This is a genomic window from Pantoea sp. Ap-967 (assembly GCF_011752565.1).
In the GTDB taxonomy this organism is placed as follows: domain Bacteria; phylum Pseudomonadota; class Gammaproteobacteria; order Pseudomonadales; family Pseudomonadaceae; genus Aquipseudomonas.
Genome location: NZ_VWXK01000021.1, coordinates 13,811 through 26,455, shown reverse-complemented (window position 1 = coordinate 26,455; position 12,645 = coordinate 13,811). Strand labels below are relative to the sequence as shown.

The following is a 12,645-nucleotide window of genomic DNA, read 5'->3' as shown; positions in this document are numbered from 1 at the left end:
TCGCGGGGCAAGCCCGCTCCTACAAGGGTTGCGATACCTGTAGGAGCGGGCTTGCCCCGCGAAAGGGCCGCCAGCCTGTGAATATGTTTCAGGCTGTTCAAATAATCACCAGCGACCTTGCTTGTACGCCCCGCCTTCTCTACAATTGCGCCCCTTGCCGAGCTGGCAGGCGCGCATGTGCCTCCCCTCCGTGCAAGACATACAGTGTCATTCACTCCTTGTCTGACCAGATTCGCTGGCAGACTACTAACCCGTAAGGAGCATTCATGCGTCATTACGAAATCATCTTCCTGGTTCACCCGGACCAGAGCGAGCAAGTCGGCGGCATGGTTGAGCGTTACACCAAGCTGATCGAAGAAGACGGCGGCAAAATCCACCGCCTGGAAGACTGGGGCCGTCGTCAACTGGCCTACGCAATCAACAATGTTCACAAGGCTCACTACGTGATGCTGAACGTTGAGTGCACCGGCAAGGCCCTGGCCGAGCTGGAAGACAACTTCCGCTACAACGATGCCGTTATCCGTAACCTGGTCATCCGTCGCGACGAAGCCGTTACCGGTCAGTCCGAGATGCTGAAGGCTGAAGAAAACCGCAGCGAGCGCCGTGAGCGTCGTGAGCGTCCTGAGCATGCTGAATCCGCCGACGGCGACGACAGCAATGACAGCGACTCCAGCGATAACGCTGACGAGTAATCCACGGACCTTTAGAGGAGCCTATTAAATGGCACGTTTCTTCCGTCGTCGTAAATTCTGCCGCTTCACTGCTGAAGACGTGAAAGAGATCGACTTCAAAGATCTCAACACCCTGAAAGCTTACGTATCCGAAACCGGCAAGATCGTTCCAAGCCGTATCACCGGTACCAAAGCTCGTTATCAGCGTCAGCTGGCTACCGCTATCAAGCGCGCCCGCTTCCTGGCCCTGCTGCCCTACACCGACAGCCACGGCCGCTGAGACCGGGTCGTCGACAAGCAGTAAGGGATTAGCATGCGAGCGTTAGCAAGTTTCATCATGCGCGGTCGTGTGCAGGCCACCCTCGTGGTGGTCATCAGTGCGGTATTGCCGCTGCTGTTCTGGTTGAGTGCCGCTGCCGGCAGCCTTGTGCTGCTGCGGCGCGGGTTCAAGGATGCTTCAACGGTCATCGCCGGCGGCCTGCTGGCCGGGCTGGCCGTGTGGTTGATGGGCGACCCGATCACCTTTCTGGTGATTGCCGGTGCCCTGGGCCTGGCTGCGCTGTTGCGCGCCGAGCATCCCTGGAGCCGTGTGCTGGTGGCCAGTGCCGTGTTTGCCGTGGTTTTCAGCCTCGTGCTCGACATGGCCCTGGCGCAGACCTTCGATGTGCTGGCCAAGGCGTTTGCCGATGCCATGCCGAAAATCGAAGGGCAGCCGGTGCTCTCCGGTGAGCTGATCCGCCCTGTGCTGGTCGCTTCCACAGCCGCGACGGTGCAGTTGTTCAGCGTGCTGGCCCTGGTGCTGGCGCGTTATTGGCAGGCAGCGTTGTACAACCCTGGAGGCTTCGGTCGCGAGTTTCGCGAGCTGAGGTTGCCGAAACAGACCATGGCGGTCTTGGTGGCAGTGATGGTGGTGGCCCCGTTCATCGGGTCGCAGTTCATCATCCTGGCATCGGCGTCGAGCCTGGTTCTGGTGCTGGCAGGCATCGCCTTGATGCACGGCCTTGTGGCACAGGGGCGACTGGCCGGTTTCTGGCTGGTGGGCATGTACGTGACGTTGCCGCTGATCATGCAGCTGATCTACCCGTTGCTGATGGTCCTGGCCATTGTCGACAGCCTGATTGATTTTCGCGGTCGCAAGTCCCCTCCGGGGAAAGACTCCGCGAACGGTGAAGGTTAAAAGTTAAGAGGTTTTACCAAATGGAACTGATCCTGCTGGAAAAAGTCGCTAACCTGGGCAACCTGGGCGACAAAGTAAAAGTTAAGGCTGGTTACGGCCGTAACTTCCTGCTGCCATTCGGCAAGGCCACCGTTGCCAACGCCGCCAACCTGGCTGCGTTCGAAGAGCGTCGCGCCGAGCTGGAAAAAGCAGCAGCTGACCGTAAATCGTCGGCTGAAAGCCGCGCCGCCCAACTGGCCGAGCTGGAAGTGACCATCACTGCCACCGCTGGCGACGAAGGCAAGCTGTTCGGTTCGATCGGCACCCACGACATCGCTGACGCCCTGACCGCCTCCGGCGTTGAAGTGGCCAAAGCTGAAGTGCGTCTGCCGAACGGCACCATCCGTCAGGTTGGCGAATACGACGTAGCCGTGCACCTGCACAGCGACGTTGAAGCCACCGTACGTGTGGTCGTCGTAGCTGCCTAAGCTGCGCTGACTGGCTAGCCCCCTGCGGGCCAGCCGGTTAACATCGGGCACGGTCCTGTTCACTCAGGCCGTGCCCTTTGTCTTTTTCATCCTCCAGAATTCTTTCGTGGCCATGAACGAGATCACCAACTCCGAACAGCTCGACCTGCAAACCGCTGCGCTGAAGGTGCCGCCGCATTCCATCGAGGCCGAACAGGCCGTGCTCGGTGGCCTGATGCTGGACAACAACGCCTGGGAGCGGGTGCTGGACCAGGTGTCCGATGGTGACTTCTACCGGCATGACCACCGCTTGATCTTCCGTGCCGTGCACAAGCTGGCCGACGCCAACCAGCCGTTCGACGTCGTGACCCTGCACGAGCAACTGGACAAGGAAGGCCTGTCGACCCAGGTCGGCGGCCTGGCGTACCTGGCGGAGCTGGCCAAGAACACCCCGTCGGTGGCCAACATCAAGGCCTACGCGGCGATCATTCGTGAGCGCGCCACGTTGCGCCAGCTGATCAGCATCAGCACCGACATCGCCGACAACGCCTTCAACCCGCAGGGGCGCGACGCCGCCGAGATTCTGGACGACGCCGAGCGGCAGATCTTCCAGATCGCCGAGGCGCGGCCAAAAACCGGTGGGCCGGTGGGCGTCAACGACCTGTTGACCATGGCCATCGACCGTATCGATACGCTGTTCAACTCCGACAGCGACATCACCGGTATCTCGACGGGGTATACCGACCTGGACGAGAAGACCAGTGGCCTGCAGGCTGCCGACCTGATCATCGTCGCCGGCCGTCCATCGATGGGTAAGACCACCTTCGCCATGAACCTGGTGGAAAACGCCGTGTTGCGCACCGACAAGACGGTGCTGGTTTTCTCCCTCGAAATGCCAGGCGAATCGCTGATCATGCGTATGCTTTCGTCCCTGGGCCGTATCGACCAGACCAAGGTGCGTTCCGGCCAACTGGACGACGATGACTGGCCGCGCCTGACCTCGGCGGTGAACCTGCTCAACGACCGCAAGCTGTTCATCGACGATACCGCCGGTATCAGCCCCTCGGAAATGCGCGCCCGCACCCGCCGCCTGGCCCGTGAGCACGGCGACATCGCCATGATCATGGTCGACTACCTGCAGCTGATGCAGATCCCAGGCTCGGCCGGTGACAACCGGACCAACGAGATTTCCGAGATTTCCCGTTCCCTCAAGGCCCTGGCCAAGGAATTCAATTGCCCGGTCATCGCCCTGTCGCAGTTGAACCGTTCCCTGGAACAGCGCCCGAACAAACGCCCGGTGAACTCCGACTTGCGTGAATCCGGTGCAATCGAGCAGGACGCCGACGTCATCATGTTCGTGTACCGCGACGAGGTGTACCACCCCGAAACCGAGCACAAGGGCGTGGCGGAAATCATCATCGGTAAACAGCGTAACGGCCCCATCGGCTTCGTGCGCCTGGCGTTCATCGGCAAGTACACCCGCTTCGAAAACCTTGCCCCGGGCATGTACAACTTCGACGACGACGAATAAAGGCTACTCGATCACCCTGTGGGAGCGGGCTTGCCCGCGAATGCGATGGTGGGCTCACTGCCGCATTCGCGGGCAAGCCCGCTCCTACAGGGTGATGTGGCAACTTCCCGACCTGAGCCAGGCAGTTGCGCCTCATGAATCCGACAGCCATCGTCGGATTTGGTCAAAATTTGTGCTATATTCCGCGCCCGCGATTTCCCTGCACACCAAAAACCGGTCACTGACATGCAAGCAGCCAAACCACTCTACGACTATCCCAAGTACTGGGCCGAATGCTTCGGGCCAGCGCCTTTCCTGCCGATGAGCAGGGAGGAGATGGATCAGCTCGGCTGGGATTCCTGCGACATCATCATCGTGACCGGGGATGCCTACGTCGACCACGCCTCGTTCGGCATGGCCATCATCGGCCGCCTGCTGGAGGCCCAGGGCTTCCGCGTGGGCATCATCGCCCAGCCGAACTGGCAGTCCAAAGACGACTTCATGAAGCTCGGCGAGCCGAACCTGTTCTTCGGCGTCGCGGCTGGCAACATGGACTCGATGATCAACCGCTATACCGCGGACAAGAAAATCCGCTCCGACGATGCCTACACCCCCGGTGGCCTGGCGGGCAAGCGCCCGGACCGCGCCAGCCTGGTGTACAGCCAGCGTTGCAAGGAAGCTTACAAGCACGTACCCATCGTGCTCGGTGGCATCGAGGCCTCGCTGCGCCGCATCGCGCACTATGACTACTGGCAGGACAAGGTTCGCCACTCGATCCTGATCGACGCCAGCGCCGACATCCTGCTGTACGGCAACGCCGAGCGGGCCATCGTCGAAGTGGCCCAGCGCCTGTCCCAGGGCGAGAGCATCGAAAAGATCACCGACGTGCGCGGCACCGCCTTCGTGCGCCGTGACACGCCACAGGGCTGGTACGAAATCGACTCTACCCGTATCGACCGCCCGGGCCGCGTCGACAAGATCATCAACCCGTACGTGAACACCCAGGACACCCAGGCCTGCGCCATCGAGCAGGCCAAGGGCGACCAGGAAGACCCGAACGAAGCCAAGGTGGTGCAGATTCTCGACAGCCCGAGCGTGACCCGGGAGAAGTCGGTGATCCGCCTGCCGTCGTTCGAGAAAGTGCGTAACGACCCCGTGCTCTATGCCCACGCCAACCGCGTGCTGCACCTGGAAACCAACCCGGGCAACGCCCGCGCCCTGGTGCAGAAGCACGGCGAAGTGGATGTGTGGTTCAACCCGCCACCCATTCCGATGACCACCGAGGAAATGGACTACGTGTTCGGCATGCCCTACGCGCGTATTCCGCACCCGGCCTATGGCAAGGAGCGCATCCCGGCCTACGAGATGATCCGCTTCTCGGTCAACATCATGCGTGGCTGCTTCGGTGGTTGCACCTTCTGCTCGATCACCGAGCACGAAGGCCGCATCATCCAGAACCGCTCCCACGAGTCGATCCTGAACGAGATCGAGGAGATGCGTGACAAGGTGCCTGGCTTCACCGGCGTGGTTTCCGACCTTGGCGGCCCGACCGCCAACATGTACCGCATCGCCTGCAAGAGCCACGACATCGAGAAGCACTGCCGCAAGCCGTCGTGCGTGTTCCCGGGCATCTGCGAGAACCTCAACACCGACCACAGCTCGCTGATCGAGCTGTACCGCAAGGCCCGTGCCCTGCCGGGGGTGAAGAAGATCCTGATTGCCTCGGGCCTGCGCTACGACCTGGCCGTGGAATCGCCGGAGTACGTCAAGGAACTGGTGACCCACCACGTGGGCGGCTACCTGAAGATTGCCCCGGAGCACACCGAGCGTGGCCCGCTGGACAAGATGATGAAGCCGGGCATCGGCACCTACGACCGCTTCAAGCGCATGTTCGAGAAGTTCTCGAAGGAAGCGGGCAAGGAGCAGTACCTGATTCCGTACTTCATCGCCGCCCACCCAGGCACCACCGACGAAGACATGATGAACCTGGCCCTGTGGCTCAAGGGCAACGGTTTCCGCGCCGACCAGGTGCAGGCGTTCTACCCATCGCCCATGGCCTCGGCCACGGCCATGTACCACTCGGGCAAGAACCCGCTGCGCAAGGTGACTTACAAGAGCGAAGGGGTGGAGATCGTCAAGAGCGAGGAGCAGCGCCGCCTGCACAAGGCGTTCCTGCGCTACCACGATCCGAAGGGTTGGCCGATGCTGCGTGAAGCGCTGGAGCGCATGGGCCGCGCTGACCTCATCGGGCCGGGCAAGCACCAGTTGATTCCGCTGCACCAGCCGCAGACCGACTCGTACCAGAGCGCACGGCGCAAGAACTCGACGCCTGCCGGTAGCCACAAGGTGGCCAAGGAGCAGAAGATCCTCACCCAGCACACCGGCCTGCCGCCGCGTGCCAGCGATGGCAGCAAGCCGTGGGACAAGCGCGAGAAAGCCAAGGCCGAAGCCTTTGCCCGCAACCAGCAGGCGGCCAAGGAGCGCAAGGAAGCAGCCAAGGGTGGCGGCGGCAAGGGCAAGAAGCCGCGCCAGCCGGTGATTCCGCGCTGATTCCTCGGGGCCGCCTTGCGGCCCATCGCGACCTGCGGTCGCTCCTACCAGATGGGTGCATTCCCTGTAGGAGCGACCGCAGGTCGCGATCGAACCGCACAGCGGTTCGAAATCAATCAGGCTTCCGGTCGACCCACTTCGGCAACACCGGCGATTCGAACCGCTCCATCCCATCCAGCAGCTCATCCGCCTGCTGGGCCAGCAGCAACATCGCCCGATGCTGCGGCCTTACGAAACCTTCTTCGACGATATGGTCGAGGAACCCGCCAAGTTTCTCATAGAAACCGTTCACATCGAGCAGCCCCAGCGGTTTGGCGTGATAGCCCAGTTGCCCCCAGGTCCAGACCTCGAACAGCTCCTCCAGCGTGCCCAGGCCACCCGGCAGGGCGATGAAGGCATCGCTCAGCTCGGCCATGCGCGCCTTGCGTGCGTGCATGCCGTCGACCACTTCCAGGCGGCTCAGGCCCTTGTGGCCGATTTCAGCGTTCATCAGGCTTTGCGGAATCACCCCGATCACCTCGCCGCCAGCGGCCTTGGCGGCGTCGGCAACGGTGCCCATCAGGCCCACCGCGCCACCGCCGTAGACCAGGGTCAGGCCACGGCGGGCAATGGCCTGGCCAAGGGCGACCGCCGCTTCACGGTAGGCCGGGTTGGCACCGATGCTGGCGCCACAGAACACACAAACGGAACGTACAGGCATTGCTCATCTCCAGTCACTCAGGGTGACAGGGTACGGCGCATGGCCGCCGCTTCCAAGGCGAGGCTCACTCCGGCCGGGAGAATTCGCAACTGGCGCCGGTGGCCCCGTGGGCGTAGGCGGCAAGCAGGCTGTTCATGAAATTTGCGAGGGACATTGGCGTTGCTCCTAAATGAGAGGTTGTCCCATCGTCTATTAAAAGGGCATGATGTGCTCTTAGATTGGTTGTATACAATCCATTGAACAATTCTACTGGCTGGCCGATTGACACCCCCTTGACCCATATCAGCAAGGGGCTGAACGGTTTCAGGCAGTCTCGCAATTGATAAAACCCTGCCAAGGAGATTCATGATGTTTGCGAAAGCTGTAGCGGTATCCCTGCTGACCCTCGCCAGCGCCTCCGTCTTCGCCGCCGAGTGCTCGGTCACCGTCGACTCGACCGACCAGATGTCCTACACCAGCAAGGAATTCACCGTAGACAAGAGCTGCAAGGAATTCACCGTCAAGCTGACCCACTCCGGCAGCCTGCCGAAGAACGTCATGGGGCATAACCTGGTCATCTCCAAGACTGCCGACATGCAAGGCATCGCCACCGAAGGCATGAGCCAAGGCCTGGACAAGGACTACATCAAGGCCGACAACGCCAATATCATCGCCCACACCAAGATGATCGGCGCGCCGGAGAAAGAAACCGAAGTGAAGTTCGACACTTCCAAGCTGGAAGCCGGTGGTGACTACAGCTTCTTCTGCACCTTCCCGGGCCACATCTCGATGATGAAGGGCAAGGTTGTAGTCAAGTAATGCGGTATGGGAGGGCTTTGCCCTCCATTCGCGGGGCAAGCCCGCTCCTACAAGGAGCGGGCTTGCCCCGCGAAGCTTTTCAAGGCGCGAACGGCAGTTCGCGCTTGTGCTGGGTCTTGCGGTAGGTGGCGACGATGATGTCGAAGGCTGCCTGGTCCACCGGCAACCCATGCAGGAAGGCATCGATCTGCTGGTAGGTCACGCCGTGTGACGCTTCGTCCGGCTTGCCGGGCTCCAGGTCTTCCAGGTCTGCAGTCGGCACCTTTTCAACCAGGGCCTCGGGGGCGCCAAAGCTGCGCGCAATCGCCCGCACCTGGTTCTTCACCAGCCCGCTCAGCGGCGCCAGGTCGCAGGCGCCATCGCCGAACTTGGTAAAGAAACCCATCACCGCTTCGGCTGCGTGGTCAGTGCCGATCACCAGGCCCGCGCGAGCGCCGGCGATGGTGTACTGGGCGACCATGCGCGTGCGCGCCTTGACGTTGCCGACCACGAAGTCCACCAGGGTTGGCGAGCCATTCTTCAGCTCCACCACCTCGGCGGCCAAGGCCCGCACTGCCGGTGCGATGTCGACGGTGTGCACCTCATCGGCCTTGATCACCTCCAGGCAGGCCTGGGCATCGTGTTCGTCATGCTGCACCTGGTAGGGCAGGCGCACGGCAATGAAGGTGTAGGCCTTGTCCCCGGTTTCGCCGCGCAGCTCGTTGATGGCGCGCTGGGCGAGCAGGGCCGCGGTCAGCGAGTCGACGCCGCCGCTGATGCCCAGCACCAGGGTCTTGAGCCGGGCGTTGGCCAGGCAGTCCTTGATGAACGCCACGCGCCGGGCAACTTCGGCCTCTAGCGCGGCCGCGTCGGCGAACGGCGGCTGTACCTTCAGCGCCTGGGCAATCTCTTGCTGAACCGCTTGCATGGGTTACTCCTTGCTGGGGACTTTGAATACATGACGCATGTAGGCCACGAAGTTTTCGTCGCGGCACTGGGTCTTGGCGGCTTCATCGGAAATCTTCGCCACCGGCGAGCCGTTGCAGTCGGTCATTTTAAGCACGATGTTCATCGGCGCCACACCAGGAATGTCGCAGGTGAGGTTGGTGCCGATGCCGAAGCTGACATTGATGCGCCCGCGCAGGGCACGGAAGATCTCCAGTGAACGAGTCAGGTTCAGGCCATCGGAGAACACCAGGGTCTTGGTCATCGGGTCGATACCCAGTTTCTGGTAATGGGCGATGGCCTTTTCCGCCCAGGCCACCGGCTCGCCCGAGTCATGGCGCAGGCCGTCGAACAGCTTGGCGAAGTACAGGTCGAAATCGCCAAGGAAGGCATCCATGGTGATGCAGTCGGTCAGGGCGATGCCGAGCAGGCCGCGGTACTCGCGAACCCAGCAGTCCAGGGCGGCGATCTGGCTGTCGATCAGCCGCGGGCCGAGCTGCTGGTGGGCCATGATCCATTCGTGGGCCATGGTGCCCAGCGGCTTGATATCCAGTTTCCATGCCAGGTCGACGTTGCTGGTGCCGACGAAACGGCCCGGGAAACCGTCGCGCAGCACTGTCACCACCTCTTCCTGCACGCGGCTGGAAAAGCGCCGGCGGGTGCCGAAGTCGGCCACTTGCAGGTCGGCCAGCTCATCGTCGCTGGCGTGGGCGCGCAGCCAGTCGAACTTGCGCTGCAGTTGGTCGCGGGCCTCACTCAGGCGCATGCGCGGGTGCAGGTGGCGGTTGCGCACTTCGCTGATGATCGCCAGCAGCGGCACCTCGAACAGAATCACATGCAGCCACGGGCCCTTCAGGCGCAGGAACAACTGGTCGTTTTCGATGCCGATACGCACGTAGCGCAGGTTGAAGCGGAACAGGCGCAGAAAGCGCAGGAAGTCGGGCTTGAGGAAACTGATGCGTTCGAGAAAGGCCAGCTGGCCATCATCGAGGGTGAGGTCGCTGAGCAGTTCCAGCTGGTGGCGGATTTCGCCGAGGTAGGGCCGCAGGTCCTCGCCGTTGCGGCAGCGGAACTCCCATTCCACGTCGGCGTCCGGGTAGTTGTGCAGCACGGCCTGCATCATGGTGAGCTTGTAGAAATCGGTGTCGAGCAGGTTGTGCACGATGCGCTCGGCGAATGCGCTCTCGCTCATCAAAAGGGCTCCAGAAGCGGCGAATGGCGGACATTGTGCCAGTCTTTTGGAGTTTGTTGTGCCTGGGCCGGCCTCTTCGCGGGCAAGCCCGCTCCCACAGAGGCCGCGTAATAGCCAAATCGGGTGTTTTTTCGTGCAGCAGCTAGCCTTTAAACGGTGCCGCCTGTAGCAGTCGCGCACCAGCGGTGTGCACTTCGGTGACGTCGACTGTTACAGGGCGGTTGCACGTTAACACTTGCCAGGGTTGCAATGATGGCACTCGATGGTTGCTCCTTGTCTGTACGAGTGGTGGCGCCTGCCGCGTGGCAGACGGTTGCACGCTCAGTAAAGAGAAGGCCGTCGGTCGTCTCGCGGTCATCGGCAGTGTGTGATTTCCCGGAAGACAAAACCCATGGCACGGCCCTTGCTCAGAGCACAGGGCTGAGAAGTTGTAGTGCCAACCAAAAAAAACTCTAGGAGCACCACCTCATGTCGCAGACGTTTTACAAGAAAGGTTTCCTGGCCCTGGCCATCGCCACGGCCGTGGGTGTTTCTTCGTATGTTCAGGCCGACGTCAAGATCGGCGTCGCGGGCCCGATGACCGGGGCCAACGCAGCGTTTGGCGAGCAGTACATGAAAGGTGCGCAGGCAGCGGCCGACAAAATCAACGCCGCCGGTGGCATCAACGGCGAGAAGATTGTGCTGGTCAAAGGCGATGACGCCTGCGAGCCGAAGCAGGCCGTGGCCGTGGCCAACCGCCTGGTCGACCAGGACAAAGTGATCGGCGTGGTCGGCCACTTCTGCTCTTCCAACACCATCCCGGCGTCCGAGGTGTACGGCGATGCCGGGGTTATCGCGATCACCCCAGGCTCCACCAACCCGCAGGTGACTGAGCGTGGGTTGACCGCCATGTTCCGCATGTGCGGCCGGGACGACCAGCAGGGCATCGTTGCCGGCGACTACATCGTCGACGTGCTCAAAGGCAAAAAGGTCGCGGTGATCAACGACAAAGATACCTATGGCAAGGGCCTGGCTGATGCCACCGCGGCGCAGTTGACCAAGCGGGGAGTGAAGCCGGTCTTGGAAGAGGGCCTGACGCGAGGCGAGAAAGATTTCAGCGCTTTGGTCACCAAGATCCGTGCCGCTGGTGCCGATGTCGTCTACTTCGGTGGCCTGCACCCCGAGGCCGGCCCGCTGGTCCGCCAACTGCGCGAGCAGGGCCTCAAGGACGTCAAGTTCATGTCCGACGACGGTGTCGTCACCGATGAACTGGTGGCCACCGCCGGTGGCGCCCAGTTCGTTGACGGCGTGTACATGACGTTCGGCGCCGACCCGCGCCTTCTGCCGGAAAGCAAGGCAGTGGTCGAGGAGTTCCGCAAGGCCGGTACCGAGCCTGAAGGCTACACCCTCTATGCCTACGCTTCGATCCAGGCGCTGGCCGCAGGCTTCAATGGCGCCAAGTCGAACAAGGGCGAAGACGCCGCCAAGTGGCTCAAGTCGCACCCGGTCGAAACCGTCATGGGCAAGAAGGAGTGGAACGAAAAAGGTGACCTGAAAGTCTCCGACTACGTGGTCTACCAGTGGGATGCCCAAGGCAAGTACCACCAGCTGGAAAAACAAAAATAACAACGGCCGCCGGCCCGGGGGCCATGCGCCCGGGCCTACGCCCCGCGGTACCTGTCTTTATTCGTAGATCTGCACAGTTCTGCGCTGCGAGGGCCGCTTTATCCGAGGCCCGCCGTGGTCGGCGCTCGTGCAATCTCCATCAGGTGAGATTGCGTTATGGATGGTATTTTCCTGCAGCAACTGGTCAATGGCCTGACCCTCGGGTCGGTCTATGGCCTGATCGCCATCGGCTACACAATGGTCTATGGCATCATCGGCATGATCAACTTCGCGCACGGCGAGGTGTACATGATCTCTGCGTACCTCGCGGCGATCAGCCTGGCATTGCTGGCCTACTTCGGTATCGAATCCTTTCCGCTGCTGATGCTCGGTACGCTGTTGTTCACCGTGGTCGTCACCGGCGTCTATGGCTTCACCATCGAGCGCATCGCCTACAAACCCTTGCGCAACTCCACCCGCCTGGCACCTTTGATCAGTGCCATCGGCATCTCGTTGATCCTGCAGAACTACGCGCAGATCAGCCAGGGTGCCCGCCAGCAAGGCGTACCGACCCTGCTTGAAGGGGCCTGGCGGGTGAACGTAGGCAGCGGGTTCGTACAGCTCACCTATACCAAGGTGTTCATCCTGGTGGCGGCTTTCGTCGGCATGGCCTTGCTCACCTACGTGATCAAGTACACCAAGCTCGGCCGCATGTGCCGGGCTACCCAGCAAGACCGCAAGATGGCGTCGATTCTGGGCATCAACACCGACCGAGTGATTTCCTACGTATTCGTCATCGGCGCGGTGATGGCGGCGTTGGCCGGGGTGCTGATTACGCTGAACTACGGCACCTTCGACTTCTACGCAGGCTTCATCATCGGCATCAAGGCCTTCACCGCCGCGGTGCTCGGCGGCATCGGTTCGCTGCCTGGGGCCATGCTTGGCGGGATCATCCTGGGGATTTCCGAGTCGCTGTTCTCTGGCCTGATCAACTCCGACTACAAGGACGTATTCAGCTTCTCGCTGCTGGTGCTGATCCTTATCTTCCGCCCCCAAGGCCTGCTGGGTCGCCCGCTCGTGGCTAAGGTGTGAA

Annotated in this window: 12 protein-coding genes; 9 read left to right on the top strand and 3 right to left on the bottom strand. The window is 61.8% G+C overall.

The genetic code is table 11. The features are described from left to right. Nucleotides 1–266 precede the first annotated feature (266 nt). The 6 genes from rpsF (at nt 267) to F3J45_RS20430 (ending at nt 6,354) form a co-directional block, all read left to right on the top strand. Entirely contained in the window at nt 267–692 is a 426-nt protein-coding gene (gene rpsF, locus F3J45_RS20455; protein ID WP_013974420.1) for a 30S ribosomal protein S6, read from the top strand. Between the two features lie 28 nt (nt 693–720). Further along, complete coding sequence (gene rpsR / locus F3J45_RS20450; RefSeq protein ID WP_003249563.1) at nt 721–951, top strand: 30S ribosomal protein S18; 231 nt, start codon at nt 721–723, stop codon at nt 949–951. 33 nt (nt 952–984) lie between these two features. Then, nucleotides 985–1,848, top strand: coding sequence for a hypothetical protein (locus F3J45_RS20445; RefSeq protein ID WP_167066972.1), 864 nt, complete (start codon nt 985–987; stop codon nt 1,846–1,848). Nucleotides 1,849–1,868: 20 nt separating this feature from the next. After that, nucleotides 1,869–2,315, top strand: coding sequence for a 50S ribosomal protein L9 (gene rplI, locus F3J45_RS20440; protein WP_012316464.1), 447 nt, complete (start codon nt 1,869–1,871; stop codon nt 2,313–2,315). A 112-nt stretch (nt 2,316–2,427) separates the two neighbouring features. Beyond that, on the top strand, nt 2,428–3,825 hold the full coding sequence (dnaB, locus tag F3J45_RS20435; RefSeq protein ID WP_167066969.1) for a replicative DNA helicase: 1,398 nt from the start codon (nt 2,428–2,430) through the stop codon (nt 3,823–3,825). 225 nt (nt 3,826–4,050) lie between these two features. After that, entirely contained in the window at nt 4,051–6,354 is a 2,304-nt protein-coding gene (locus F3J45_RS20430) for a YgiQ family radical SAM protein (protein ID WP_167066965.1), read from the top strand. Between the two features lie 112 nt (nt 6,355–6,466). On the opposite strand, the gene F3J45_RS20425 is transcribed toward F3J45_RS20430, so the two are convergent. Beyond that, nucleotides 6,467–7,054, bottom strand: a complete 588-nt coding sequence (locus tag F3J45_RS20425; RefSeq protein WP_167066962.1) for a TIGR00730 family Rossman fold protein — start codon at nt 7,052–7,054, stop codon at nt 6,467–6,469. A gap of 345 nt (nt 7,055–7,399) precedes the next feature. Between F3J45_RS20425 and azu the strand changes: the two genes are divergently transcribed. Beyond that, the gene (gene azu, locus F3J45_RS20420; RefSeq protein ID WP_205299650.1) at nt 7,400–7,852 is read left to right on the top strand and encodes an azurin; all 453 of its coding nucleotides are present in this window, start codon (nt 7,400–7,402) and stop codon (nt 7,850–7,852) included. A 79-nt stretch (nt 7,853–7,931) separates the two neighbouring features. On the opposite strand, the gene nadE is transcribed toward azu, so the two are convergent. Continuing rightward, nucleotides 7,932–8,759 carry an ammonia-dependent NAD(+) synthetase gene (gene nadE / locus F3J45_RS20415; RefSeq protein WP_167066959.1) on the bottom strand — a complete coding sequence of 276 codons (828 nt, stop codon included), beginning with the start codon at nt 8,757–8,759 and terminating at the stop codon, nt 7,932–7,934. 3 nt (nt 8,760–8,762) lie between these two features. After that, nucleotides 8,763–9,968: a nicotinate phosphoribosyltransferase gene (gene pncB / locus F3J45_RS20410; RefSeq protein WP_167066956.1), complete on the bottom strand. Its 1,206-nt coding sequence runs from the start codon at nt 9,966–9,968 to the stop codon at nt 8,763–8,765. 468 nt (nt 9,969–10,436) lie between these two features. On the opposite strand from pncB, the gene F3J45_RS20405 reads away from it, so the two are divergent. Next, nucleotides 10,437–11,573, top strand: coding sequence for a branched-chain amino acid ABC transporter substrate-binding protein (locus F3J45_RS20405; RefSeq protein WP_167066953.1), 1,137 nt, complete (start codon nt 10,437–10,439; stop codon nt 11,571–11,573). A gap of 156 nt (nt 11,574–11,729) precedes the next feature. Further along, nucleotides 11,730–12,644 carry a branched-chain amino acid ABC transporter permease LivH gene (locus tag F3J45_RS20400; protein WP_167066950.1) on the top strand — a complete coding sequence of 305 codons (915 nt, stop codon included), beginning with the start codon at nt 11,730–11,732 and terminating at the stop codon, nt 12,642–12,644. Nucleotide 12,645 lies beyond the last annotated feature (1 nt).

Bases quoted from the DNA above. Each gene is read 5' to 3' on its own strand.
- rpsF (WP_013974420.1), top strand. From the start codon at position 267: ATGCGTCATTACGAAATCATCTTCCTGGTTCACCCGGACCAGAGCGAG.
- rpsR (WP_003249563.1), top strand. From the start codon at position 721: ATGGCACGTTTCTTCCGTCGTCGTAAATTCTGCCGCTTCACTGCTGAA.
- F3J45_RS20445 (WP_167066972.1), top strand. From the start codon at position 985: ATGCGAGCGTTAGCAAGTTTCATCATGCGCGGTCGTGTGCAGGCCACC.
- rplI (WP_012316464.1), top strand. From the start codon at position 1,869: ATGGAACTGATCCTGCTGGAAAAAGTCGCTAACCTGGGCAACCTGGGC.
- dnaB (WP_167066969.1), top strand. From the start codon at position 2,428: ATGAACGAGATCACCAACTCCGAACAGCTCGACCTGCAAACCGCTGCG.
- F3J45_RS20430 (WP_167066965.1), top strand. From the start codon at position 4,051: ATGCAAGCAGCCAAACCACTCTACGACTATCCCAAGTACTGGGCCGAA.
- F3J45_RS20425 (WP_167066962.1), bottom strand. From the start codon at position 7,054: ATGCCTGTACGTTCCGTTTGTGTGTTCTGTGGCGCCAGCATCGGTGCC.
- azu (WP_205299650.1), top strand. From the start codon at position 7,400: ATGATGTTTGCGAAAGCTGTAGCGGTATCCCTGCTGACCCTCGCCAGC.
- nadE (WP_167066959.1), bottom strand. From the start codon at position 8,759: ATGCAAGCGGTTCAGCAAGAGATTGCCCAGGCGCTGAAGGTACAGCCG.
- pncB (WP_167066956.1), bottom strand. From the start codon at position 9,968: ATGAGCGAGAGCGCATTCGCCGAGCGCATCGTGCACAACCTGCTCGAC.
- F3J45_RS20405 (WP_167066953.1), top strand. From the start codon at position 10,437: ATGTCGCAGACGTTTTACAAGAAAGGTTTCCTGGCCCTGGCCATCGCC.
- F3J45_RS20400 (WP_167066950.1), top strand. From the start codon at position 11,730: ATGGATGGTATTTTCCTGCAGCAACTGGTCAATGGCCTGACCCTCGGG.